General features: G+C 41.4%; 23 protein-coding genes and 1 pseudogene. 8 read left to right on the top strand and 16 right to left on the bottom strand.

Annotation, left to right across the window (positions count from 1 at the left end; all coding sequences use genetic code 11):
• Positions 1-193: 193 nt before the first annotated feature.
• The 6 genes from P3L57_RS14430 to sppA all read right to left on the bottom strand — a co-directional run bounded on the left by P3L57_RS14430 (position 194) and on the right by sppA (position 4,600).
• Complete coding sequence (locus P3L57_RS14430) at positions 194-1,180, bottom strand: class I SAM-dependent methyltransferase (RefSeq protein WP_069487067.1); 987 nt, start codon at positions 1,178-1,180, stop codon at positions 194-196.
• 61 nt (positions 1,181-1,241) lie between these two features.
• On the bottom strand, positions 1,242-1,745 hold the full coding sequence (gene tpx, locus P3L57_RS14435) for a thiol peroxidase (protein ID WP_059293423.1): 504 nt from the start codon (positions 1,743-1,745) through the stop codon (positions 1,242-1,244).
• Positions 1,746-1,854: 109 nt separating this feature from the next.
• Positions 1,855-2,316: a GerW family sporulation protein gene (gene ytfJ, locus P3L57_RS14440; RefSeq protein ID WP_044153853.1), complete on the bottom strand. Its 462-nt coding sequence runs from the start codon at positions 2,314-2,316 to the stop codon at positions 1,855-1,857.
• Positions 2,317-2,329: 13 nt separating this feature from the next.
• Entirely contained in the window at positions 2,330-3,010 is a 681-nt protein-coding gene (locus tag P3L57_RS14445; RefSeq protein ID WP_059293422.1) for a DUF2953 domain-containing protein, read from the bottom strand.
• Between the two features lie 75 nt (positions 3,011-3,085).
• On the bottom strand, positions 3,086-3,580 hold the full coding sequence (locus P3L57_RS14450; protein WP_044153850.1) for an RDD family protein: 495 nt from the start codon (positions 3,578-3,580) through the stop codon (positions 3,086-3,088).
• Between the two features lie 12 nt (positions 3,581-3,592).
• The gene (gene sppA / locus P3L57_RS14455) at positions 3,593-4,600 is read right to left on the bottom strand and encodes a signal peptide peptidase SppA (protein WP_059293420.1); all 1,008 of its coding nucleotides are present in this window, start codon (positions 4,598-4,600) and stop codon (positions 3,593-3,595) included.
• Between the two features lie 183 nt (positions 4,601-4,783).
• On the opposite strand from sppA, the gene P3L57_RS14460 reads away from it, so the two are divergent.
• Complete coding sequence (locus P3L57_RS14460) at positions 4,784-5,587, top strand: NAD kinase (protein WP_069487066.1); 804 nt, start codon at positions 4,784-4,786, stop codon at positions 5,585-5,587.
• A 17-nt stretch (positions 5,588-5,604) separates the two neighbouring features.
• Here the strand turns inward: P3L57_RS14460 and P3L57_RS14465 are convergent, their stop codons facing one another.
• The 5 genes from P3L57_RS14465 to P3L57_RS14485 form a co-directional block, all read right to left on the bottom strand.
• Entirely contained in the window at positions 5,605-7,215 is a 1,611-nt protein-coding gene (locus tag P3L57_RS14465) for an amidohydrolase (RefSeq protein WP_069487065.1), read from the bottom strand.
• Positions 7,216-7,234: 19 nt separating this feature from the next.
• Positions 7,235-8,824 carry an acyl-CoA synthetase MbcS gene (gene mbcS, locus P3L57_RS14470; protein ID WP_044153847.1) on the bottom strand — a complete coding sequence of 530 codons (1,590 nt, stop codon included), beginning with the start codon at positions 8,822-8,824 and terminating at the stop codon, positions 7,235-7,237.
• Between the two features lie 178 nt (positions 8,825-9,002).
• Positions 9,003-9,212 (bottom strand): alpha type acid-soluble spore protein SspA, encoded by a 210-nt coding sequence (sspA, locus tag P3L57_RS14475; protein ID WP_014114778.1) that lies wholly within the window; start codon positions 9,210-9,212, stop codon positions 9,003-9,005.
• Between the two features lie 92 nt (positions 9,213-9,304).
• On the bottom strand, positions 9,305-10,510 hold the full coding sequence (gene thiI / locus P3L57_RS14480; RefSeq protein WP_059335589.1) for a tRNA uracil 4-sulfurtransferase ThiI: 1,206 nt from the start codon (positions 10,508-10,510) through the stop codon (positions 9,305-9,307).
• Between the two features lie 3 nt (positions 10,511-10,513).
• Positions 10,514-11,659 (bottom strand): cysteine desulfurase family protein, encoded by a 1,146-nt coding sequence (locus P3L57_RS14485; protein WP_059293417.1) that lies wholly within the window; start codon positions 11,657-11,659, stop codon positions 10,514-10,516.
• Between the two features lie 195 nt (positions 11,660-11,854).
• Between P3L57_RS14485 and brnQ the strand changes: the two genes are divergently transcribed.
• The gene (gene brnQ, locus P3L57_RS14490; RefSeq protein ID WP_024122500.1) at positions 11,855-13,195 is read left to right on the top strand and encodes a branched-chain amino acid transport system II carrier protein; all 1,341 of its coding nucleotides are present in this window, start codon (positions 11,855-11,857) and stop codon (positions 13,193-13,195) included.
• Positions 13,196-13,284: 89 nt separating this feature from the next.
• On the opposite strand, the gene ezrA is transcribed toward brnQ, so the two are convergent.
• Positions 13,285-14,973, bottom strand: a complete 1,689-nt coding sequence (ezrA, locus tag P3L57_RS14495; RefSeq protein ID WP_059335591.1) for a septation ring formation regulator EzrA — start codon at positions 14,971-14,973, stop codon at positions 13,285-13,287.
• Between the two features lie 196 nt (positions 14,974-15,169).
• On the opposite strand from ezrA, the gene hisJ reads away from it, so the two are divergent.
• Entirely contained in the window at positions 15,170-15,976 is an 807-nt protein-coding gene (gene hisJ / locus P3L57_RS14500) for a histidinol-phosphatase HisJ (protein ID WP_069487064.1), read from the top strand.
• Here the strand turns inward: hisJ and refZ are convergent.
• Complete coding sequence (gene refZ, locus P3L57_RS14505; protein ID WP_010335311.1) at positions 15,960-16,595, bottom strand: transcriptional regulator RefZ; 636 nt, start codon at positions 16,593-16,595, stop codon at positions 15,960-15,962. The genes hisJ and refZ overlap by 17 nt on opposite strands.
• Positions 16,596-16,724: 129 nt before the next feature.
• Here refZ and P3L57_RS14510 point away from each other — a divergent pair, with 129 nt between their 5' ends.
• Complete coding sequence (locus P3L57_RS14510) at positions 16,725-17,213, top strand: GAF domain-containing protein (RefSeq protein WP_059293414.1); 489 nt, start codon at positions 16,725-16,727, stop codon at positions 17,211-17,213.
• A 45-nt stretch (positions 17,214-17,258) separates the two neighbouring features.
• Here P3L57_RS14510 and P3L57_RS14515 read toward each other — a convergent pair whose 3' ends face one another.
• The gene (locus P3L57_RS14515; RefSeq protein ID WP_264798080.1) at positions 17,259-19,001 is read right to left on the bottom strand and encodes a diguanylate cyclase domain-containing protein; all 1,743 of its coding nucleotides are present in this window, start codon (positions 18,999-19,001) and stop codon (positions 17,259-17,261) included.
• Between the two features lie 294 nt (positions 19,002-19,295).
• Here P3L57_RS14515 and rpsD point away from each other — a divergent pair, with 294 nt between their 5' ends.
• The gene (gene rpsD, locus P3L57_RS14520) at positions 19,296-19,898 is read left to right on the top strand and encodes a 30S ribosomal protein S4 (protein ID WP_024122504.1); all 603 of its coding nucleotides are present in this window, start codon (positions 19,296-19,298) and stop codon (positions 19,896-19,898) included.
• Between the two features lie 618 nt (positions 19,899-20,516).
• On the opposite strand, the gene P3L57_RS14525 is transcribed toward rpsD, so the two are convergent.
• Both P3L57_RS14525 and P3L57_RS14530 read right to left on the bottom strand, forming a co-directional pair.
• On the bottom strand, positions 20,517-20,669 hold the full coding sequence (locus tag P3L57_RS14525; protein ID WP_014479495.1) for a PhrK family phosphatase-inhibitory pheromone: 153 nt from the start codon (positions 20,667-20,669) through the stop codon (positions 20,517-20,519).
• Positions 20,666-21,780: pseudogene (locus tag P3L57_RS14530) on the bottom strand (response regulator aspartate phosphatase). Before P3L57_RS14530 ends, P3L57_RS14525 begins: the two are co-directional and overlap by 4 nt.
• Before the next feature lie 347 nt (positions 21,781-22,127).
• On the opposite strand from P3L57_RS14530, the gene P3L57_RS14535 reads away from it, so the two are divergent.
• The 3 genes from P3L57_RS14535 (at position 22,128) to P3L57_RS14545 (ending at position 25,105) form a co-directional block, all read left to right on the top strand.
• On the top strand, positions 22,128-23,891 hold the full coding sequence (locus tag P3L57_RS14535; protein WP_069487062.1) for a T7SS effector LXG polymorphic toxin: 1,764 nt from the start codon (positions 22,128-22,130) through the stop codon (positions 23,889-23,891).
• A 15-nt stretch (positions 23,892-23,906) separates the two neighbouring features.
• The gene (locus P3L57_RS14540; RefSeq protein ID WP_059291840.1) at positions 23,907-24,368 is read left to right on the top strand and encodes an SMI1/KNR4 family protein; all 462 of its coding nucleotides are present in this window, start codon (positions 23,907-23,909) and stop codon (positions 24,366-24,368) included.
• 191 nt (positions 24,369-24,559) lie between these two features.
• Positions 24,560-25,105: a hypothetical protein gene (locus P3L57_RS14545; protein ID WP_069487061.1), complete on the top strand. Its 546-nt coding sequence runs from the start codon at positions 24,560-24,562 to the stop codon at positions 25,103-25,105.
• The last annotated feature ends 1 nt before the right edge of the window (position 25,106 follow it).

The following is a 25,106-nucleotide window of genomic DNA, read 5'->3' on the forward strand; positions in this document are numbered from 1 at the left end:
CAAAAAGAAGTCGTTATTTTCAGACACATTACCTATGCGCTTAACATTGATTAACGCTTACATTCTGCAGTTTCTCCTTTCGTATTTTGTGTTTTGAAACCCTATTCAATTCGTTTATCTGCCCCCAGATATTCATACAAAAAAACAGCTTAAGCTTCCTCATATGACGGACGCTCAAACTGTTTTTTCATTTCTATTTTTCCTTAGTAAACCACGCATCTATTTGCGCCATCATGTCGAGCATCGCCTTCTGGTTGGAGAAAGAAGGCAGATTCGCAAGCAGAATTTGGTTCGGCGCTTTCGTCTCTTCATCTGTTTTCTGAAGCACAAGGATACTTTTGGCATGGGCTTCGTCTTTAAAAATTGATTTCGGCAGCTGCAATAATGCATTGATATGAACCTTGTCCTCGAAAAACTGCTTCAGCTTATCGCTTTGAGAGCTTTCAAACAAATGATTCGGGATCATAAAGAACAGGTAGCCGCCCGGTTTCGTATGCTTGACGCTTTGCTCAATAAACAAATGATGAGAGAAGGAATGGCCTTCATCCGCTTTCAGTTCAAAGGCTTTTGCCCCTTCGTCATTCGGATAATAGCCAACCGGCAGATCGCATATCACTGTGTCAACCGGATCGATAAACAGCGGCTCGAGGCTGTCCTGGTGGAACAGTTCCAGCTCTTTTTTCAGAAGGTTCGCCTGGTCATAGGCAATTTTCAAGAGCACGTCATCTATCTCTATGCCATAGCTTTTCGCCGTATTTTCAGACAGCTGGTTTAACACGGTGAACAGAAGATTTCCCGTTCCGACAGCCGGATCAAGAAGCGTTAACTCCTTTTTTCCCGCCATAAACTTATTTACCAGATAACTGATAAAAAGCCCGATTGTGTCCGGCGTCATTTGTCTGTTTGGATGGGATATATCCTTTAATCCCTTTAGGACGGCTAGCTGGAATGCTTTGCGCACCCACTCGTGCTCATATGTGTCAAATTCGGCTTTTTCAAGCAGTGCTTGAAGCTTTTCAGCCTTCTCATTCGGCAGCTTCAGCTGATCCGTTTTTTCAAGAAAATACATTTCTCCCGCTTCGGCAAGCGCTTCTATATATGAAATCTGCAATTCATTTTTTATGATGATCGCGGCATCATCCAGCATCCCGTATACCGCACCTACATGATCGTTTTGCATAATGTGTTCCTCCTTGCCATGAAAAAAGCTCCGGCGGCAGCCTGGAGCTTTTTTCACCTGCTTACTTCAATAATGCCTTGGCAGCCTCAATCGGCTCTTCATAATTCGGGTGGTTCGTTGCTTCGCTTACATATTCAGCGTAAACGACTTTTCCGTTCTCATCAAGCACAAATACGGAACGCGCAAGCAGACGAAGTTCTTTTATGTATACACCGAACGCTTCGCCAAATGACATGTCTTTGTGGTCTGACAGAGTTTTCACTTTGTCAATTCCGTTTGCTCCGCACCAGCGCGCCTGTGCAAATGGAAGGTCCGCACTGATTGTGTAAATGTTGACATCTCCAAGCTTTGCAGCCTCTTCGTTAAAGCGGCGGGTTTGTGCATCGCAAACGCCTGTGTCAATTGAAGGGATAACAGAAATAATCGTTACTTTTCCTTTCATGTCAGCTAACGATTTTTCTTCAAGGCTGTTTGTCAGCACTGTGAAATCAGGAGCTTGATCCCCTACTTTCACTTCTTGTCCGACAAGCGTAACCGGACCGCCTTTGAATGTAATTTCAGCCATTATAATTCCTCCCTTTCGTATGTATGTCTCTATCATAGTAAAGTTTCTTGCAAACTGCAAAGTTTATGCCAAAAAAAAGTTAACTGCGGCCGCCGCAGTTAACCCTTCTTTAATAATTCATATTGTTCATTTGGTTTTGGTTTTGATTTTGGCCTTGGTTTTGATTCTTGTTATTTTTCTTAAACATTTGCTGTATGCGTTCCAGTGTTTGAGGGGCTGCGTCTAGAATTTTCTCAATCAAATGAGTATTTTCATCTAAATGAAGCATTCTGATGCCAGTCGAACCGACAATTAAAAACGCGATCGGCGTAATAGACACACCGCCTCCGCTTCCGCCTCCGAAGGGCAGTTTTTGTTCTCTTGTTTCATCGTCTTCCGATTTTTTCTCAGCCGGCTTGCCGCCAAACTCGCTGCCGCCTGCAGCGAATCCGAATCCGACTTTAGAAACGGTTAAAATCACGCTTCCATCCGGTGTTTCAACCGGATCCCCGATGATTGTGTTAACATCAATCATTTCCTTCAAGTTTTCCATTGCGGTTTTCATTAAACCTTGGATGGGATGGTCTGCCATATACGCTTCCTCCTTAAACTGATGAATCATTCTTTGAAGTCATTCGAGCTGACGGATTCTTCTTTAATACAGAAAGCTCCCGTCCGTATTTGACGAATTTGAAAGCTGCAAGCATAGCATGTCCAAAGCGAAAAAAGAATATACACTGAAAATGGGTCTTGGAAACAGGGACTTGAAACGATGGAATCACTTCATAAACAGGCTTGTTCACAAAGTCTAAATGGTCATGAAGCATAGCTGCGATAGCGCCTTTGACTCCCCATACGGCACCCGTTAACACACCTGTCACCGCTGCGTCATGAATCCCGACAACTGTGATCCATTCGAGTTTTGTGATATGCAAATGCGCTATAAAAGAGGCGCTGATTTTCCTTAACTTGGTGACATGATGCAAAAGCATTTCAATTTTATTGATGCTTTGCTGCACATCATCAAACGTAATTTTTTTCTTGCTGCTGCTTTTTTTCACTTTCGATTTTGTGTTCTGTCTGATATTGACTGTTCCGTCATCTTTGTTCACCTTAATCGCCGGAATTGTTTTTTTAATCCGAACCAGGCCAAACAGCGTTGTAATTTTCAAAGTTATTTTGTCATTATCCTCAGCATGAAGATACTCCGCGGCAACATGAATTTTCATTCTGAGAAGCAGCACGATACCTATAAGAATAAGAATGGCTGACAGCACATATACCATATTCTTCACTTCCTCTAGGAAGCATTATCGCCCATTCAGCAAAAAATAAACCCGGACGGGGTCCGGGTTTATTTGTTATTTACGATATAATTTTTCGTGCACCACAGTTGTATCAGCAATGTAATCATGAATCCCCTGTTTTTTAGGAGAAAAAGCGATGACGATATATAAAATCCAAATCTTATCAATATACCGCCCGACCACTTCACGGAAAATCACAGTGCTCCATGTCAGCTTATGGCCCTGCTTGACAGAAATTACTTTGAGGCCGAACACCATTTTTCCGAGCGTTTGCCTGAAGTATTTGGTCATCAGCGCAAAATATGCCAGATAAACGAAAAGCGTTGTGATGCTGTACGCTGAGATGGTGAACATGCCGGATGTTTTCGGCAGATCCAGTAAAGTAAAGATGGGAGAAACGATTAAATGGTTTAACCCCCACACAACGAGCCAATCAAGCAGGAAAGCCCAAAAACGGACCCAAAAGCCCGCATATGCGTGTGTGAGCTGTTCCGCTTGATCCGGGCCTGCGATGTCGCTGCGCTCTAACTCTTCATATGTCGCATCCATTATTGACCCCTCCTACTTCGCATAGAGATACATCATTCTCGGCGAACCGGATTGTGAAAGAACTTCTCTCATATTCAGAAAATCAATTTCACTTTTAAACATTTTGTTCGCTCCCATGGTAAACAGAGAGCCTAATCCGAAGCTTTCCTCGTAAGAGACGACAGAAGCGTTTTTCAAGTTTTTATGATCTTTTTTCATGGCCGCAATTGTATCATCATAAAATCCGAGTTCATCCACAAGATTCAGTTTTTTCGCCTGCCGCCCGTCATACACGCGTCCGTCCGCGATTTTCTTTACTTCCGCTTTCGATATGCCGCGGCCTTCTGAAATGACATCGACAAAGCCTTCATAGGAGTTATCAACCATAGATTGCATAATATTTTTTTCTTCTTTTGTCATCTCACGGGAAGGAGACATAATATCCTTGTGAGTCCCGCTTTTAATGGTCTCAAAAGAGATGCCGAGCTTATCAGCCAGCTTTGAGTAATTCACGCTCTCCATGATAACCCCAAGAGATCCTGTCAGGGTTTCCGGTGTCGCAAAAATTTTATCGGCAGCTGTTGAGATATAATAACCTCCGGAAGCTGCCATCGATCCCATTGACACATAAATTGGTTTTTTTGTTTCTTTTTTTACTTCTTCCAGTTTTTTATGTATTTCGGCACTTTCATACACTCCGCCTCCCGGAGAGTTTACCTTGAGTACGATCCCTTTAACCGCATCATCCTCTTTTGCCTGCTCAAGATTTTTTAAGAATGTTCGGTGGTTATATCCGTCTGAACCGAGCAGACTGCTTGAATCACCATTATCCTGAATAGTGCCGCTGACCTCCAAAACGGCGATTTTGCTGGAAAGGCTTCCGTTTTCAAGCGTCACTTCCTGGGATTCATCTGTCAGTGACGTAAGGTCTGTTTGAGCACCCTTGACACTTTCAAAGAAACTCATTGAGATACTGACGATGATGGACACGCCAAAAATTCCAAGGGCGATCACTAATGCGATCCATCTTTTTGCATTCATTTTTTCTCCTCCTTTTTCCCAACTCTCTCATTATACGATTCAAATAAAAAAATGTTTCATTGATGAGAAAGCTCCGGCTTAACGGGCTGCCGGCAAACGTGGTACACTTATGACCAAAGGTATTTTATCACAAATACTGGATGGCAGAAAAATTTAAATATGACAGCAAAGGGGAAATGGGATATGACCGATCATCGCCGTAATGTTTATTTTTTTCACAAACAGGACCAGGACACAAACAAACAAGTCAGCTCCTTAACACAATTGGCTGAAGAGAACGGATTTACTGTTGTCAATCAGCCTTCTGACGCCAATATTATTGCCAGTGTAGGCGGAGACGGTACATTTTTGCAGGCGGTCAGAAAGACGAATTTCCGTGACGACTGCTTATACGTCGGCATCACCAAAAAGGGGAAAGCTCATTTATACTGTGATTTTAATAGTGATGAGCATGAAAAAATGGTGGATGCGATGACGTTTGAACAAATTGAGGTCAGAAAATATCCGCTGATTGAAGTGACAGTGGATCAGACCAGTCCTTTTCATTGTTTAAACGAAGTTTCCATTCGTTCGAGCATAATTAAAACCTTTGTGATGGATGTGCTGATTGACGATCTGCACTTCGAAACGTTCAGAGGAGACGGGATGATTATTTCCACGCCTACAGGCAGCACAGCTTATAATAAGTCTGTGGCCGGAGCTGTCGTTGATCCGCTGCTTCCCTGCATGCAGGTGACGGAGCTTGCTTCGCTTAACAATAATACCTACCGCACTCTAGGCTCTCCGTTTGTCCTCAGCTCTGAACGAAAGCTGACGCTTCGTGTGGTGCAAGCCGGAAATGAACACCCGATTATCGGTTTGGACAATGAAGCACTCAGCACAAGAAACGTGAAAACGATTGAAATCAAGCTGTCTGATAAAAAAATAAAAACAGTGAAACTAAAGGACAATTCATTTTGGGAAAAAGTAAAACGGACATTTTTATAGAAAAAGAAAAGGACAGGCTATTCGCCTGTCCTTTTTAATTGTTGATTCTCATATACAATCTGACCGTTGATAACGGTTTTTTCTATCTTTAAAAGATGAAGCTGTTTCGGGTCAATTGTAAACGGATCTTCACTGAGAACGGTAAAATCCGCGTCATACCCTTCAGCTATTTTTCCCCGTGTCTGTTCTTTGTAAATGATCTCTGCACTTCCTGCTGTATAAAGCCTGATAGCTTCATATACTGTTAAACACTCGCTTTCGTTATAGCTCGGACCGTTCTGTTCGCGGCTGCTTGTCCGAAGCACCGCAGACTGAATGCCGAGAAGCGGCTCAACAGGCTCAATCGGAGCATCAGAACCCCCTGCACATAAAATGCCTTTAGAGATCAGTGTTTTCCAAGCAAAAGCTGTTTTCATACGGTCTTCTCCAAGACGGTCAATCACCCAAGGAAAATCACTGGCGACAAAATGAGGCTGAAGATCAAGAGCAATCGGCATGCGTGCTGCTTTTTCAATCAGCTCTTCATTCAGCACCTGAGCATGGATCAGACGATCATGCCGGCCGCTTTTTGGCGGATGCTGCTCGACAGCCTGCAGCACTTTTTCAAAGGCAAGGTCGCCGATGGCATGGACGGCGACCTCCATTCCTTTCTCTCTCGCTTTTTGAACGAGGCCGCTCAGTGTTTCATCATCATGGACTTGAACACCGTTTGTGGAAGGATCGTCATGATACGGTTCTTTTAACAAAGCTGTTCTCCCGCCAAGCGCTCCATCAGAAAATAGTTTCATCGCACCGAATTCAACGTACGGACCAGACGGCTTCTTCATTTTCTCCCACCGATCAACCGCTTCATGATGAACGAGCAAATGACAGCGAAACGGATACTTTCCGCTTGCCGCAGCCGTCTCATAAGCTTTCATCGGAACGGACACATCGCCGTAATAAGACAAATCTTCCGAATGGCCGCCTGTCAGGCCTTTTGTCCAGCAATCCTGAATGGCCGCTGTAAGCGCCTGATCAACATAGTGCTGAGATACAGGCGGAACGGCTTGAAGGACCAGATCCTGCGCCTTATCAAACAGAAGCCCCGTCGGCTCGCCGTCTGCATCTCTGCCAATGACTCCGCCATCGGGATCAGGAGTGGCTTTTGAAATTCCTGCGGCTTGCAGCGCCGCAGAATTGACCGCTATTGCATGCCTGCATACCCGTTTGAGCAGGACGGGCCTGTCCGGGAATAAAGGATCAAGGTCATGCTTCGTCAAATAAGCCGGCTTCTCGAATTGATTTTCATTCCAGCCCTCTCCAATGAGCCAATCGTCTTCAGACAGGCTTTCTTCTCTTGCCTTCGCAGCCTGCAGCACAGCTTCTTTAGATGTAAACGAAGACAGATCAAGCTGGAGCTGTTTTTCTCCGTGCCCGATCAGATGCAAATGGCTGTCCACAAATCCTGGAAACATGACTGCTCCGTTCAAACTGATGTCTTTAGTTTCCGGTGAACTGTATTTCTTCTTCAGACTCTCATAGCTGCCGGTGCCTTTTATGACACCATCCTCAACATAAACAGCCTCCGTTTGGCGGCCTTCTTCGAGCATCGTATAAATGAAACCGCCGTGCCATATCGCCTTCATTCACGTTCACTCTCTTTCTTTACGCCTTTTTATTGGCTTTGAGCTGTTCTTCACGTTTTCTTAATTCCACTCGTCTGATTTTTGCAGAAGCCGTTTTCGGCAGGCTTTCGACAAATTCAATCTCTCTTGGATATTTGTATGGAGCCGTAATGGTCTTCACATGATTTTGCAGAACTTTGACAAGCTCATCACTGCGTTTTTCGTGATCTTGCAGGACAACGTATGCTTTAACGATGGAACCTCTTATTTCATCCGGGCTTGCGACAACAGCACATTCTTTGACTTCAGGGTGCTTCACGAGCGCGTCTTCCACTTCGAATGGCCCGATCGTGTAGCCGGAGCTGATAATGATATCGTCATTTCGGCTTTCAAACCAGAAGTAACCATCCTCATCTTTTCTTGCTCTGTCTCCTGTCAGGAAATAATCGCCGCGAATTTGTGTTTTCATTCTTTCCGGATCTTTAAAATATTCTTTAAAGAGCGCCGGGGTGCTGAGGTGAACAGCGATATCGCCAACCTCACCAGTTTTGCAGATTTCACCGTCTTCATTGATGATCTCTACCTGATTTCCCGGTGTTGGTTTTCCCATGCTTCCCGGTTTAATAGCCGTATCTTTCAAAACACCGACTAAGAGCGTGCTTTCTGTTTGGCCGTATCCGTCTCGTACCTTAATGCCAAAGTGCTTTTGGAAAACATCAATGACTTCACGGTTGAGCGGCTCGCCTGCAGAAACAGCGCTGTGAAGTGCAGAAAGATCAAAGCGGTCCAAGCCTTCGACCTTCGCCATTAAGCGGTATTCCGTCGGCGTACAGCAGAAAACATTGATTTTGTAACGATTTAAAAGCTCTAGATATTTTTCTGCTTTGAATCTGCCGTGGTACACAAAACCGGTTGCTCCGCTGCCAAGCACCGCTAAAAACGGACTCCATACCCACTTTTGCCAGCCAGGGGCAGCAGTTGCCCAGACGATATCCTTTTCAGAAATATCAAGCCAAGCGCCGGCAGAAGTTTTTAAATGAGCAAATGCCCATCCATGTGTATGTACAACACCTTTCGGCTGACCTGTTGTCCCGGAAGTATAAGATAAGAAAGCCATATCATCTCTTGTTGTGTCAGCTGTTTTAAATTGGCTTCCGTCCGCTTCAATTGATAAGAGATTTTTCCAGCCGGCATCATTATCACCAATAGACAGTGTAATCAGTTTGTCAGCCGTACTGACATCACGGAAAGCGCCGATAAATTCGGAATAGACGATGGCGCCTTTTACCTCTGCATGTTCAATTCGGTATTCAAGATCCTTCGCGCGAAGCATTTCAGAGCACGGAATGACGACCATTCCAGATTTCAGGATAGCCAAATAAACGGCATAGGCTTCAAGCACCCGCGGAACCATTACAATCAGCTTGTCTCCCTTTTTAAATCCAAGATCAGCTAAGACGGCTCCGATTTTATTTGTTTCTTCCATCAGCTTTTCATACGACCATGATTCTTGTTTGCCCGACTCATCCTCCCATAGAAGAGCGGTTTTTTGTCCAGCGGCACTGAACTTTTCCATTTCATTCACTAAATTATATTGCATAGGGGCGATTAAATCTTCTCGTTTCAACACGAACAACTCCTCACTTTCTCCACCCATTATACATAAATACAGGCTCTTTCCGTAAGGATATGCCTAAAAACAACCTCTGTAAACATAGATTTTATAGGCCGCTGGTCCTTTTTTATATGTAAAAAATGAAAAGGAGTGGGGATTCCCCCACTCCAAAGCCATTATGTGAAATTGTAAATTAGAATTGTCCTCCGCCCATGTTTTGTTGAGCAAAAGATACAAGACGTTTTGTGATCTCTCCTCCAACAGAACCGTTAGCGCGAGAAGTTGTTTCTGCTCCAAGGTTTACACCGAATTCAGAAGCGATTTCCAATTTCATTTGGTCGATCGCTTGAGCAGCTCCTGGTACTAAAAGGTTGTTGCTGTTACCTGAGTTATTGTTAGCCATGTGTCTCACCTCCTTGTGAGTATAGAATGTGTTAAAACACATGGCTTCATACAGAAAATCTTTGGTAATTGTATACAGGAGCCGGCTCTTCGTTAAAAGAGTTCTGCGAATTTGTCGTTTGCTTCTTGTTCGCTATATAATGTCATTGTTTCAATGTGATCAACCGCCTCTTGAATCAGCGGTTCAAAATCCACAAAGCTCTCAAAGTGTTCGATTTTTTCTTTTTTCGGGCGTGTTTTCGGGCTTGGCGGCGTAAAGATCGTGCAGCAATCTTCAAATGGCTGGATGCTTGTTTCGTATGTGCCGATTTCCCGTGATATTTCGATGATTTCTGTTTTATCCATGGCGATTAACGGACGCAGAATAGGTGTAGACGTAACCGCATTAATCGCGTACATGCTTTCAAGCGTCTGGCTCGCTACCTGTCCGAGGCTTTCCCCCGTAATAATCGCGAGCCCGTTTCTTTTTTCTCTGATTCTGTCGGCAATTTGAAGCATTAAGCGGCGGGTTGCCGTCATCGTATAGTTTTCAGGAATTTGTTTTTGGATCAGCTCTTGCGTCTTTGTAAAGGGGACGATATGAAGCGTCATGCTTCCTCCGAAGCGAGACAGACACTTCGCTAAGTCCATCACTTTTTGTTTCGCACGTTCGCTTGTGTATGGCGGGCTGAAGAAATGGACAGCTTCTACTGAGAGTCCTCTTTTCATTGCGTAAAAACCGGCTACCGGGCTGTCAAAACCGCCGGAAAGCATCAGCATCGCTTTCCCTGCTGAACCGACAGGAAGTCCGCCGGCGCCTTTTTCATTGCGAATCGTCAAAAAGGTTGCTTCCTCCCTGATTTCAATTCTGAGCGGTATGTCTGGATTGCGGACATCAACTGTCAGCCCTTCTGTATTTCGCAAAATATGGCCGCCGATTTCAGCGTTCATTTCATTCGTATCTAATTCAAACTGTTTATACGCTCTCTTCGTTTCGACTTTAAACGTATCACCAGGCTGATATTGATCCTTGATCGCCTGCAGGGCAGTTGTCTTAATATCATCAAGGCGGCTCTCACACTTAATGGCCAGACTGAAGCTTTGAATGCCAAACACCTGTTTCAAGTGAGGAAAAAGAGCCTCAGGATCCACTCCATTTAATGTAATCGTCATACGATCCCGATTTGAAAAGTATTTTAATGTCGGATAGTCTTTCAGGACAAGCCTGACGTTTTGCTTTAAACGTTCAATAAAGCTTTTTCTGTTTTTTCCTTTGGTTGATATCTCCCCAAAACGAATTAATATATGATCGTAATTCATATTCTACCTCATCATTTTTTTTAGTTTTTTGATGCCAGGCACAAGCGCGTTCATAAATGGCTCTGTCACATCGCTTGTCTGGCTGTAGTTTAAGCTGATTCTGATGCTGCTTCCGGCGATCTGCTCTCCCTTGCCCATCTGTAACAGAACTTTGCTCGGTTTATGTTCCTTTGCCGAGCAGGCTGATGTTGTTGAAACGAATATATCCTTTTCCTCCAGCATGTGCAAAAGCACCTCCGCTTTTATGCCCGGCACAGAGAAATTAATGATATGCGGAGCGCTATTGAATTGAGGCGTATTTAAGACAACACCGTCTGAATCACTCAGCCTTTTCATAAACAATTCCTTTGCGGCCTCCATTCTTTCAAGGTGATGATGATAATCATCAGCCGCAAGATTGATGGCTTTGGCCAGTGAAACCGCACCTGCTGTATGCTCGGTTCCTGCACGTATGCCTTTTTGCTGAGAGCCGCCTGTTATCAGCGGGATAAGACGCGTTCCTTCCTTTACTAAAAGTGCACCTGTCCCCTTCAGTCCGTGGAATTTATGGCCGGATATGGAACAAAGATCAATGCCGGCATTCTCGATCGCCAAGGGAACTTTAAAGATGCCTTGCACATAATCAACGTGAAACAGAATGTTCGGATACTGCTTCAGCACTTCCCCGGCCTCTTCAATCGGCTGCACCGAGCCAACTTCATTGTTCACATGCATCATGCTGACAAGCACGGTATCCGGCCGAATCGCATCTTTCAGTTCCTTAATGGACACAAATCCATCTTCATTTACTGAAAGATAAGTTACTTCAAACCCGAATAGCTCTGTCAGCTGCTCCAAAGATTCAGTAACGGACGGATGTTCGATAGAAGTGGCAATGATATGTTTGCCTGTTTTTATCTTTGACAAAGCGGCACCTTTTAAAGCCACATTATTAGCTTCTGTAGCACCTGACGTAAATACAATATCATAATTCTTTAGGCCCAAGGCTCTTTTTATTTGATTTTTGGCTGCCTGAAGCAGCTGTTCCGTTTCGGCTCCATATCGGTGCAAAGATGAAGGATTGCCAAAATATCGGCTGCTAGTCTGTTCATAAACGTTCAAGACTTCATTATGCGGTTTGGTCGTTGAACTATTATCTAAATATATCATCTTTTTTTACTCCTTTATGAAAGCGGTACAAGGTATGATATTTATGTTACCATAACAAAATTTAATAGAAAATTACAAAAAGCTAGTATTGACTTCTAATTTTTTTACCATATAATAAGATTTGTTCGTTTCGTCATATTATCTGACAATTAATTGACTGAATATTTTAACATAATTATTAGGAGGATTTTTTTCATGAAACACTCACTGCCTGTCAAAGATACCATTATTATTGGTTTCATGCTATTTGCGCTATTCTTTGGAGCAGGAAATATGATTTATCCGCCGGAACTTGGACAAGCAGCCGGACACAATGTCTGGAAAGCCATCGGCGGATTTTTACTGACCGGGGTAGGCCTGCCGCTTCTCGGAATTATCGCTATCGCATTAACCGGCAAGGATGCTAAAGGACTTGCTGATAAAGCTCACCCTGCATTCGGTACAGTATTTACTGTTGTGCTTTATTTATCAATCGGACCATTATTCGCCATCCCGAGAACAGGAACCGTTTCTTATGAAATTGGTGCGGTTCCGTTTCTGGCTGGCGTTCCTGAAAGACTGTCTTTATTAATTTTTACACTCATCTTTTTCGGCATTACTTACTATTTAGCGCTAAACCCAACTAAAGTCGTGGATCGAATCGGAAAAATTCTTACTCCAATTAAATTCACAATTATTTTAGTGATTGTTCTCAAAGCGATTATCACGCCAATGGGCGGTTTAGGTGCAGTAACGGAAGCATATAAAGGAACACCGGTATTTAAAGGATTTTTGGAAGGCTACAAAACAATGGACGCGCTTGCTTCAATCGTATTTGGTGTTGTCGTTGTAAATGCTGTGAAAAGCAGAGGCGTTACACAATCAAAAGCTCTTGCGGCAGCTTGTATTAAAGCCGGAATAATTGCTGCATTAGGGCTGACATTCATTTATGTTTCTCTTGCCTATCTGGGTGCAACAAGCACAAACGCAATCGGGCCTGTTGGTGAAGGAGCTAAAATTTTATCAGCATCGTCCCATTATTTATTCGGTTCATTAGGAAATATCGTACTCGGATCAGCTATCACAGTCGCGTGTTTAACCACAAGCGTTGGGCTTGTCACTTCTTGCGGCACATATTTTTCAAAGCTTATCCCTGCGTTATCATATAAAGTTGTCGTTACCATCGTCACTTTATTCAGCCTGATGATTTCTAATTTCGGGCTTGCTCAAATTATCGCTTTTTCAGTTCCTATTTTATCAGCTATTTATCCGCTTGCCATTGTCATTATCGTTCTTTCATTTATTGATAAGCTCTTTAAAGAAAGACGTGAAGTTTACATTGCATGCTTAATCGGTACAGGGTTATTCAGTATTTTAGACGGAATAAAAGCAGCCGGCTTTTCGCTCGGAGCTCTAAATACGTTTTTAAATGAGAATCTGCCGCTATACAGCCTTGGCATCGGCTGGGTGATTCCTGGAATCATCGCCGCCATTATCGGCTATATTCTTACCTTTTTCATCGGTACATCCAAACAACAGCTTAAAGAAATAAGTTAATGTTATGGTCGCCTGCGTTACTGCGCAGGCGTTTTTTTAATAAAAAAGAGCCCGCTCATAAACTGCGGGCTCTTTTTTACGATCTGAATTTAAGCGGATAAATCTGCTTTTATTTTTTTCACAGCACCTGGCGCAGCTTTCTCTACAGCTGCAGCCGCAATTTCATAGGATTCTTCATAATCATAAGCGTAAAACCGTCTTTCCGCTTCTTTCAGCTGTTCAGATAAAATATGGTTCTGGCTTCTGAATCGGTTTCCGAACTGAATGATTTTTTCAATCAGCATAACCTGCTCTACCAGTTCCTCTGATTCCCGGCTTGCCCTGTTCACGATATCTTCTGCTTGTTTCAGATGGGCTCCGGCCTCTTCCATATTTAAAGGAATTTCGTTTAATTGATTGACCGTTTCTTGAATGTGATGATGTGCGTTTTCCAGCATCTCTTGAATATGACTCGGGATGCCCGGGATGTTGCTTGTCTTCAGCAGTCTTGCTGTTTCAGAAATTGTTTTTTTCAGATTGCCAAGTGTCTCTCTCGCCTGCAGTTCTTCTTTTCTAAGAGCCTGCAGCTTTTCACGGTAATCCGTATGGTCTTTTTTCACTTTTTCAATCTGCTTCTCAATTGATTCGACCTCTTCAACTAAAAGAGAGTAGGCGACATGCTCTGCATCCAGCTTATCTTTTACTGACGCTAGCAGCTTGCCGACTTCATCAATACGCTTTTCAAAGGCCTGCTGTTTGCCTAGCTCACCAGCTGTCAGTCTGTAGCTTTCCTTCACCAGTTCAGTTTCCGCCTTTGTCTGCTCCTTCTCTTCTTTCAGCTTATCGTAAGCAATGATCAGCTCAGGCATTTTGCTTAACACAGATTGGCCTGCTTCAACTTCACCCTCGAGCTGCTGGTAAACAGATTGAATATTTTCGTCTATGAGCTGCAGTATGGCAGACGCTTCATCAATATCCAGCTCAGTCATCAATACATGTTCTGCCCGTTTCAGCTGATTTGACAGGTTTTCCAGTTCCTTATCAATCTGGATATGCTCAAGCTTATACCCTTTCTCTTTCATTTCGCGATATCCGTCTTTGAGCTTTGCAATCTGGCCCGGCAGCGTCTGCTTGCAGTCGGCTAACAGTTTCGGCACATCATCTATGTACGACTGAAGCCGTTCTAGATTGCGGTCCTGCTCAAGGAGAACTTTTCTTGCAGTAATATAGTTCCCGCCCTCTGTCTCTTCTTCAAACTGTTTGATCCCGCTCCAAATCTCGTCAAGATCTGCTTCAAGGCTGTCATAAAGCTCTCCGTAAAGGTGGCTGTATGCCAGCAGGTTTTTTCGGGACTTTGAGTAGCGTTCTCTTACCTGTTCAATCTCTTCGCGGCTCTTTTCTTCACTTGTGACGAGATTGCTGATTTCCCGGAGTATCTTTTCAATGTTCGATTCTGCCGCTGTCAGGAGATCGTCGATATGAACGAGCACTTGATTGGCTTTTTTAAACCGGTATTTGTCCGCGCATTCTTCGGCATCATAAAGGAGCTCTTCAACTTTCGGCATATGGGCAGTGACAATCTCATCCCATTCTTCACGCCATTTCTCAAAGAACTCTTCTGTCTGCCCCGTCATTTTCAGATGTTTAATTTTGGACATTTCTTCCACTATCGATCGATTGAGAATTTCAATCTTCCAAGATTCCAAACGATCAATTTCCGTGTAGATTTTTTTCCTGAAAAAGTAGCCCGCCGCAAACAGCGCGAGCAGTACAATTAATAATCCAATGACAAACTCCATAATGAGCCCCCTTGCTGTTAACCTTAATCTGTCAGGGTGTTTTATTTATTCAGAAAGATTTCAGGATATGTATTGAGAAAAACTGTCGTTTTCATTGTTATTATGATACCATGTAACCAACATTTTTTGACCAGAAATCAAAAACTTTTTGTGCAAAATCGGCAGGATTTGACTATTTTTTCACGGGGTGACACCAATGCTAAAGCGAGACGGACATATTCACACACCATTTTGCCCTCACGGAACAACAGATACACTCAGACAATATGCGGAGGAAGCGATAAAAAAAGGCTTTCAATCAATTACGTTTACAGAGCACGCTCCTTTACCTCCCTCTTTTACCGATCCGACACCGCAAAAAGACAGCGCGATGGCGCAAGCCTCTTTGGAACGCTACATTAATGAAATTTCCGGATTAAAAAAAGAATATCGCGGACAGCTTGACATACGGACCGGGCTTGAGGTCGATTATATTGCTGAATACGAAGATGAAATCAAATCGTTCCTGAATACATACGGCCCATTTTTAGATGACAGCATCTTATCCGTTCATTTTTTGCGCACGGGCTCATCTTATCTGTGCCTCGACTATGATGAGCATACATTTAAAAAGCTGATCTCAGAGTGCGGAAGCATCGAAGCTGTATATGAACTGTATTACCGCAGCATTTATTCTTCTATTGTAGCATCTCTCGGCGCCTATAAGCCAAAAAGAGTCGGCCACATCACACTCGTTAAAAAATTCATCAGGCTGTTTCCTTATAAAATGTCCGATCATATTCGCAGACTTGCTTCTGAGTGCCTGAACGCTGTTAAGGAAAACGGAATGGAGCTCGACTTTAATACATCAGGTCTGAGAAAAACATACGCGGGGAATATTTATCTGGAGGATTGGATGATTGAGGAGGCGAAGCAAAAAAACATCCCGCTTGTATTCGGGTCTGATGCCCATCAAGCGGGTGATGTCGGATACGCGTATGAGAAATTTACTGAACTGCGCTAATTTGTGACCGCATGTCTCCTGTCCGGAATACGCTTCTGATCCAAATCTTGATTTCTTCAAAATACATTTTATAAAAGTATGGCTCGTGCGGCTGCATATAGAGCACTTCTGAAATATATTGAGGCTGGAGATAGGGCATCATCAAGAGAGATTTTAATTGAAGAATAAAATGAGGCAGCGGCAGCGTTAAATGTTCTCGCTGTTTTTCTCCTTCCTCAATAATCAGCTGGAAGATATACTTTTCCTTCATCAGGTACGTCGACATAATTTCCCTTATTAAAGTCGAATCAATGGTGACTTCCCGGTAGACAAACCGAGTTAATTGACGATTGTTATGCTGATAGGATAAAATATCGAAAACCAATTGGAGAAGCTGTTCCTGCGTGCTTTGAAAAGAGATGTTGCCTGCCGCTGTTTCAAGTGTTTTATTGTAGCCTTCGTAGAACTCTGAAACTAAGTGTTCCATCAAACCTCCTTTGCCTTTAAAATAGTAGGAGATGTGCGCAACATTTACATCAGCTGACTTTGCAATTTCACGGACAGATGTGCCAGAAAATCCTTTTTGGTTAAAGAGCATGACAGCAGATTCAATAATTTTGTCTTTGGTGCTTACTTTCATACCGGCTCACTCCTTCCTCTTGTTACAAATTCAAGGCGGAGACCGGCTGTTCCTGTAAGAACTTATCGACAAATGCCGGCAGAAAAGCCGGGATTTTGTTTTATATTATAGAAAAAGTGAGGGTTTTCCATGTTTCATGTCGAACAACAATCTGGAGATAAAGAAAAAGACTATCAGCTTCTGCTCAAACAGCTTGAAGCCATAACAGAAGATGAAACAGATCAAATTGCAAACTACGCAAATGCGTCAGCACTGCTTTATCATTCATTGCCTGAGGTCAACTGGGCCGGTTTCTATTTTGCTAAAGAAGGGGAAGAACAGCTTGTGTTAGGGCCGTTCCAAGGTCTGCCGGCATGTGTCCGTATTCCTTTCGGCAAAGGCGTTTGCGGAACAGCATATGCAAACGGAAAAGTGGAGCGAGTTGCGGATGTAAACGCATTTCCGGGACATATCGCCTGTGATGCAGCATCTCAATCAGAAATTGTGCTTCCGATTCATGTAGACGGAAACCTAGTCGGCGTTTTGGACATTGACAGCCCTGTCAAAAACCGCTTTGATGAGATCGATGAAAAGTATCTTACGCAATTTGCAGAAATCCTTGAAAAAGCTTTAGTGTAGAGCCATACAACAAAAGCCCAAAACATGTAGCGTTTTGGGCTTTTTTCATTTTATCGACTCGTGAATCATCAAACGGTTTTTCCCGTTTCGTTTCGCGGTGTAAAGCGCTTCGTCGGCCTCGTGAACAAGCTCCTTCAAGGATTTTTTCGATTCTAAGTCCCAGCAGGAGATTCCGCATGAAATCGTCACCTCAGGCTTCGTGCTTTTTCTCACCGCACAAACAAGCCTTTCGGTAATCCGTTTCCCGACAGCTACCGTCACATTCGGAAGGTAAACCGCCAGCTCCTCGCCCCCCCAGCGGGCACCGACATCATGCTTTCGGATATTGCTTTTGATAACGGAAGCGACTTGTATTAAAATCTCGTCCCCTGTCTGATGTCCGTACGTATCATTTACATTTTTAAAATTATCAATATCAACAAGAATAAAAACGCCTTTTTGATGAATTTTCATGCTGTATTGGATTTTTTCATCTAAATAGACTCTTGAATACAGCTCTGTCAGCTGATCCGTTTTCACCAGATGCTCAAGGCGGTCGCGAAGCATCGAATTGGTCACAGCCAGCGTTGCATGATGAATCAGCGCTTGGAACAGCTTGTACATTTCAAATGTAAAAGCGTACATTTCCTTTTTCAGCAAAACGGCGAATCCCAGGAGCTGGTCATTCTCCATCATCGGAACAGCCATAAGTGAACCGTATCCGGCTTTTCCAAACACAGACTGTCCATTTCCGATAAAAACGCCATTCTCTCCTTCGTACAGTTTTTCTTTTATTTCATTATATATATCAGACGACTTCGTTTCTTTAAAAAATGCTGTGCTCCCGGGAAGCAGTGTCTGCTGTTCAAAATGGTCAATATGGAAAAAGCCCACTTCTTCAGCATGAAATGATTCAGCCATTCTCACAGCAAGATCGTTCATCGTATCCGTCAGCGTCAGCCGCTGGTTGAGACGGCGCGATGTTTCATTAATTAATTCCAAGTTTGCAATACTTGTTTTGGATTGTTCATAGAGCTGGGCATTTTCAAACGCCTTTCCCGCGGCATTTGCTATCAGTGACATTTCATCAAGGTACACGTCGGTAAGAGGACTGTCTCCCGCCCCACCTGCCATCAGAACGCCGTACGTTCCCTGCTGCCCTTTAATTGGAATGTAAGCGACCGTTTCATTTTTCCGCAAAATGTCCCCGGATAGATAGACTTTAAGCGCAAAGGAATCGGCATCTTCCTCTTCCATATACAGTTCCTTTGCAGGAACACCTATACATTGGTCCTGATCATGAGAAATAAACAGAGAAAATTGAAACAGGGGAAACGTGGTGTGTAAGCTTTCAAGAAGCTTCTTTAACACTTCCGTCTGATCGAGCAGCGAATGGAACAGTTCTGTCATCTTGTATATCTTTTTTTGATAGATTGTTTTGATATAAAGTCTTTCCTGTTTCATTGACTGATTCAAAAAAGAAGAAATCAAATCCGGAAGCTCTTCCGGAAACACTCCGTCCTGCCTGCATGTTAAATGAAAGCTCCTGCCGGAGACATGATCCTCGATAACATAAAATGAAGCATTTATTTTCGATGCAGAAAAATGCACTTCATCCTCTGTCATTTGTGCCATGCGATCAGATGGAGACGGTATAAGGGATACGCAAAGTGATGGAAAATATGTTTGAATAGCCGATGTCAGCCATATAAGAGAGTCGGTGAATGAGACCTTTACAGATTTGGTTAATAAAAAATCGAGCATATGATAACGAAAGGCGGGTAATTGATCTTTTGTTTGTTCTATCATGTTTTATCACCTAAAAAGTTTACCACTAATTTTTGTTTATTATATCATAAACAGCAAAGCGATAATGGATGAATGGTTGACTTCAAAACAAATAAATTATATAATGACCTTTGTGTGAAATATTGCAGCCTTTTTGTTCAGCTTCTATGTTTTCATTTTGTTCCTTATCAATAAGGTGTATCGTGTAACTCTCTGCTGCTGGAGCGAGGATACATGAAAACAAAATGTTCATGGTCGAATAGAACAGACGGTTTTTATTTTCCACAAAAATAAAACCAAAGGAGGAGTCACATTATGGCTCGCTATACAGGTCCATCTTGGAAACTGTCCCGCCGTCTAGGAATCTCTCTTAGCGGAACAGGAAAAGAATTAGAAAAACGCCCTTACGCTCCAGGTCCACACGGTCCAGGACAACGTAAAAAATTATCAGAATACGGTTTGCAATTGCAAGAAAAGCAAAAGCTTCGTCACATGTACGGTGTAAACGAACGTCAATTCCGCACATTGTTTGACAAAGCTGCAAAAATGACTGGTAAACACGGCGAAAACTTCATGATTCTTTTAGATTCTCGTCTTGATAACGTTGTTTACAAGCTAGGTTTAGCGCGTACTCGCCGTCAAGCTCGCCAATTGGTTAACCATGGCCACATTACTGTAGACGGAAGCCGCGTTGACATCCCGTCTTACCAAGTAAAAGCTGGTCAAACAATCGGTGTTCGCGAAAAATCAAGAAACCTTTCTATCATCAAAGAATCTGTTGAAGTAAACAACTTCGTTCCTGAATACCTTACTTTCGACGCTGAAAAGCTTGAAGGTACATTCACTCGTCTTCCAGAGCGTTCTGAACTTGCTCCGGAAATTAACGAAGCGCTTATCGTTGAGTTCTACTCTCGTTAATTGAAGTGCTCTTTAAAGAGCATTCACCTAAACCCTAGAAACCTTGATAAATCAACGTTTCTAGGGTTTTTCTTTTATATTCTGCTATGTAGAATTGTGTATTCTTCCATAATTATTTGGGGGAGGTTTGGAGGCATAAAAAATTTTGGACGGACGCTTCTCCCCTTTCATATAATAACTTTTTTATTGGTATACTCGATGGCCACATTCACAAATAAAGTGTACATGCTTGTTCCCATTCCAGTTACAAACATAATTAGTTGATTTTTTTTGACATGAAGGGCAAGTTACACCAGGTTTAATGCTAGGTTCGCCGTCATGCTGTTCATAAACCTCTAATACATCATCAAACATTTTGAGTACTCTTTTTAGTTCCTCATCAAGTTCTTTTGTATTTATCTCCTTGCTCATCTTTTTCACCTCACACTTAATAGCCTAAATGCTTATCTAATACAAAAAAGCCCATTATAGGGCTGCTTTTTAGAGATCTGCTTTTTTACGCTGACGGGGTCTGATAATAAGATACAACTCCTATTATTGCTAACACGATGAATACGGCTAGGATGCTCCACAATGTTATTTTAACGCCTTTTGTCATGTTATGCCCCTCACTTTTTATCAAGTTCCAACTGGTCTCTCTGCGATTTGAATATCAGTTCCGACTGGTTTTTCACTAAATTGAATGTCTGACTGAGTAAACAAACTAGCGCCAGCAGCTAACCCACTTAAGATAATAGCTGTAACAGACACACGAAGTATTAATCTTTTCATCCTATTCCCTCCAACTGCCTCATTTTCTTTTCGGCTAAAATAGCTCGCTTAGAAAATTCAAGAGCATCCTTATAACATTCTTTCTCCTCGCAGTACTGAGAGATAATCAAGGAAAGATCAAGAACACTGTCTAAGTCATTCTTTTCTTGAAGGAAATGAATGTAACTCCAACATTGCTCAATGGTTTCGTTTTGATTATCTTGAAGAAGTGCATAAATGATGTTTATTTTAGCCTCATACACTTTATTCTCTTTCTGGGTTAAATTTTCCTGTCCTTTTTTGTAATAATATACAGCTTTATCTTTTTGACCCATAAGGAATAACTCTTTGGTAGCCATGTAAAGAGAGTTAATGTAATAAACCGATTGTCTCCACTCTTTATTTCTTATGGATTTTCTCAGTGCGTTGAGACAGTCTTGGGATCTGTTTGCTGCTGAGTATGTAATACTTAAATTGTGATGGATTTGCGCTTCGAAAAATTTATCATCAAGCTCTTTTGAAATTCTAATTGCTTGGAAATAAGCTTCTTCAGCTTTATCAAATTGGCCAAGATCTGTATAGTTAGTTCCTACAACCATAAGTGCAGTTGCATACTTCCTTTTGTAATTTTCATTCCCTTATAAATGTTGAGTGCGTTGTTTATATAATTTAATGAAACAATACTTTGTCGGAGCATCATGTACATTGATGCCACTTTAGAATAAAATTCAGCAGCTTCAATTTCATCAGGAATAATGGATAACTTTTTCTCAGCAATTTTAAATAAGCTTATGGCATTCTCGAAGTTTCGATTATAGGATTCGTATAACGCTTCAAACAAAAAGAAATAGTACTCTATCATGTTATCTGTTTTTTGAATTTCTCTCGCATGCCTTTTGTTGAAGTATGAATGTTTAGGAAAGTCTGTTCCTTTTACTTGATACATCATCATTTTATGTCTTTCTTCAAGTAGAGAGTAATACATCAATACTTCCTGATCTTCTTCCATGTCATCAAATAAAGATCTGACTTCTTTAAAATATTTTTCAGCAGTCTCAACATTTTGCTGTTTAATAGCCATATACCATTCATTTAAGTAATTAGCAACATATTCAGAAGCAAGTTTACTCATAATAAACCCCTCTTTCTGTCAAAATTCTAAATTATCAAACAAATGTTAACACAACTTTAACATTAAATGTTATATATAGAAAAAATTTTCGACATAGCGCAATTCTGCTTTCGTGATGACGCAATTAAACTCAAGGGATAATTTACCTAATTTTCAGGGTGTGTAAGAATGGATTGCCTAGGTCTTGTATATCGATTATAAGGAAATGTTCTTTTCTGAGCAATTTATTGAGTAATAATGACTATTTCCATTGGAGTATTTCTGGCATTTGGCCGATCTTAAAGCCGTTAACTCTCCTAAACTATGGTAAAATTTTGAGTATTGAGTGTCAGAAAAAGGAGAATGATATGAAGGTATTTGAAGCAAAGTCATTACTTTCTGAAGCGGATAAACGTGCAAAAGAGTATAAGGAACTAAGGTCACAAATGGTGAAGCTCAGAAAAGCATTTAAAGCAGTAACTGACTTAGATGACAGCGAGTTTTCAGGCAAGGGTGCAGACAATATCAAAGCGTTTTATCATGATCATGTCGGTGTTACAGACCAATGGATTGATTTAATTGACATGAAGATTGCTTTCCTTACAAGTATCTCTGGAGTTATAGAGGAAGCCAGCTTGTCAGATGCATACGTCGAGGAGTCTTTTTTAGAGCATGAACTTTCAAATGCTTATAAAAAATCAAAGGCTATTATGTCTGAACAGAAGAAAGCAATGAAGGACATTCTGAACGATATTGACGATATCCTACCACTTGATTTATTTTCAACAGAAAACTTTAAAGATGAACTTGCAAGTGCAGATAAGAAACGCAAAAAAACAATTGATAAAATTGGGGAAGTAGATGATGATTTAACAACTGAATATGCACTAACAGAACCAAACGAACAATTCATTCAGCAAGATTTTAAAAAGCTGCAGGAATCAACAGGCAAAGGGAAAAACGCCACACCGATTCACTATAACGCCAAAGCGTACAGAGAAAGTGACATACATAAGAAAAAAGGCGATATTGAAAAACATACTGAAGCTTATTTGACAATTAAGAAGAAGGAAGAAAAAGAACAAGAAATCGAAAAGCTGAAAGAAAGACTGAAAAATTACGACTATGCTGATGCAGATGAATTCTATTCAATGGCTAAAACTATTGGTTACGATAACCTAACAGAGGATCAGCAAAGATATTTCACACAGATTGAAAACACACGTGAGTTGATGGCCGGAGCCAAAGGTACTGTTACAGCTCTTTATGATATGACAGCTGAAACATTAGACTATATGGCACATAATCATCCTGTCGACATGTTTATTAATTCTGCAGTTGCAGTTTATCACTATGATTCCACGTTTAATTCAATTAAAGATGCAATAATAACCTCCTATGTTAGAGATGTAAAGAACGGAGACACAGAATCAAAGGCTCACTGGTTTACATATGCAGCAGTAAACATCTTTGGTTTAAAAGGTGCTGGTTCAGTTGCTAAAATTGGAGTGAAAACAGCCGGAAAAGCAGCAGTTAAAAAAGCGTCTAAAAAACTGGATGAAACTCCTGATCCACTAACAGCAATCAAACCGTTTGTCATGCAAGAAGATGTTGTTGTAGCAGGCGGCATGCCTTATAATGTCATCAATGATGTGAGCGCAAAAGACAGGCTGCTTCAGCTTGCTAAAAAATTAGATGAAACAAGAAAGCCATTTACAGGTCAGAAAGTAAATGTCCCTTGGTTAAATAAAGAAAAGTATGGTGCTTATGAGGTTAAGGGCAAGGTAAAAGTAAAAGGAAATATCAAAGATGTAAGCCGAAGAGTTTATACAATGAAAGATATCGATATTAATCAAAAAGATCGTAAAGGTCGAACAAACCTTGAATTAATGAAAGACGGTAAGGCACCTCTAGCCAAAGACGGTACAAAAATCAATTTGCACCATTTAATTCAGGAAGAACCTGGAAATATTGTTGAAATTCCAAACAGTTTACACACAAAATATAGTGAGGTCATACATAAACTTAAAACTGATGGAGAGAGTTTTAGAAATGATCCAGAATTGAAAGTTCAATATGAATATTTTAGAGCGAGATATTGGAAATGGAGAGCCACTCAATATACAGAGTAAGAGAGGTTGGTAAAAATGGAACTATACACGCAAGTGGAACAGTTTTTAGATGAAAATGCAAAAGATAAAGATTTCACAGGAGGAATTGGAGAGGACAAAATCTCTAAAATAGAACAAGATCTTAAAGTGAAACTTCCAGAGAGCTATAAATGGTTTCTGAGGAACTATGGTTCTGGTGGAGTTTATGGAATTGATATTCTTGGCTATGATTTTGGAGGCCCATCAGTTGTTGAATATACCAACGAGTATCAAGAACACTATAAGTTAACCAAAGGACTTGTTGTAATAGAGGATGTTGATTACTTTGCATATTGTCTAGATACCAATAAGATGAATAATGAAGAATGTCCTGTATTTACGTGGGATAGAGTAATTGGTTACCAAGAAGTTGTTGCGGATAATTTTATTGAATTTTTCTTCGATAAGCTTCAACGAATGAAAGACAACTGGGAAGAAGATGAAGAATGGGACAATTAAGTCAAAAGAATTGCAATTTAGAGCCCCTCATTATATGAGAGGCTTTTTTATTACTTCAATTTCGCTTCAAGTTTCGCTTTTGTTTTCGGTTCCAAAATGTTATCCTGACTAATCCTCTGTTTAGGATAGAAAATTACACTCATTTCGTTTTAAAATGAAAATGTTAGATCTTTAAACAACTGGAGGTTTTTATGATTTTATTTATGGGATTTCTCTCGATATTATCTGCAATTGGTATCGTAACTGGGGTAATTTTTTTATTCTTCAAAAAAACAAGAAAAAAAGGAATATGGATATTGCCAATAAGCTTATTACTATCCATCTGTGGATTTACTTATATGGCTCAATCAGATAATTCGCCAACTGAGAAAAAATCCGTTACCTCAAGCACCTCTCAGCAAGATGGACTGGGCGATATTTCAACTGAGGAAAAGCAGCAACAGATTAGAAAAGAAGCTGAAGATGCTGATTTCAAAAAAATCAATGTTGAGGACCCTCCAGATAAAATAGTTCGTATCAAAGGAGAAGTTTCTGCAATCGAAAATGCCGAAGCTGGAGGAAAATTTATTATTTCATCTAAAGAGAAAAATGGGTATGGTGTTTATAATGTTTTTGCGCTATTCCCTACAAAGTTAAAGGAGAACCAAACCATTATTCTTTATGGATCAGTTCAGAAGGAAAAAGCTGAAAATGGAGGACCACTAATAACTGGTCTATTTTATGACAAAACCAACTAAT

Origin of the sequence: Bacillus sp. B28 (assembly GCF_029536185.1) — a bacterium.
Classification (GTDB): Bacteria; Bacillota; Bacilli; order Bacillales; family Bacillaceae; genus Bacillus; species Bacillus halotolerans.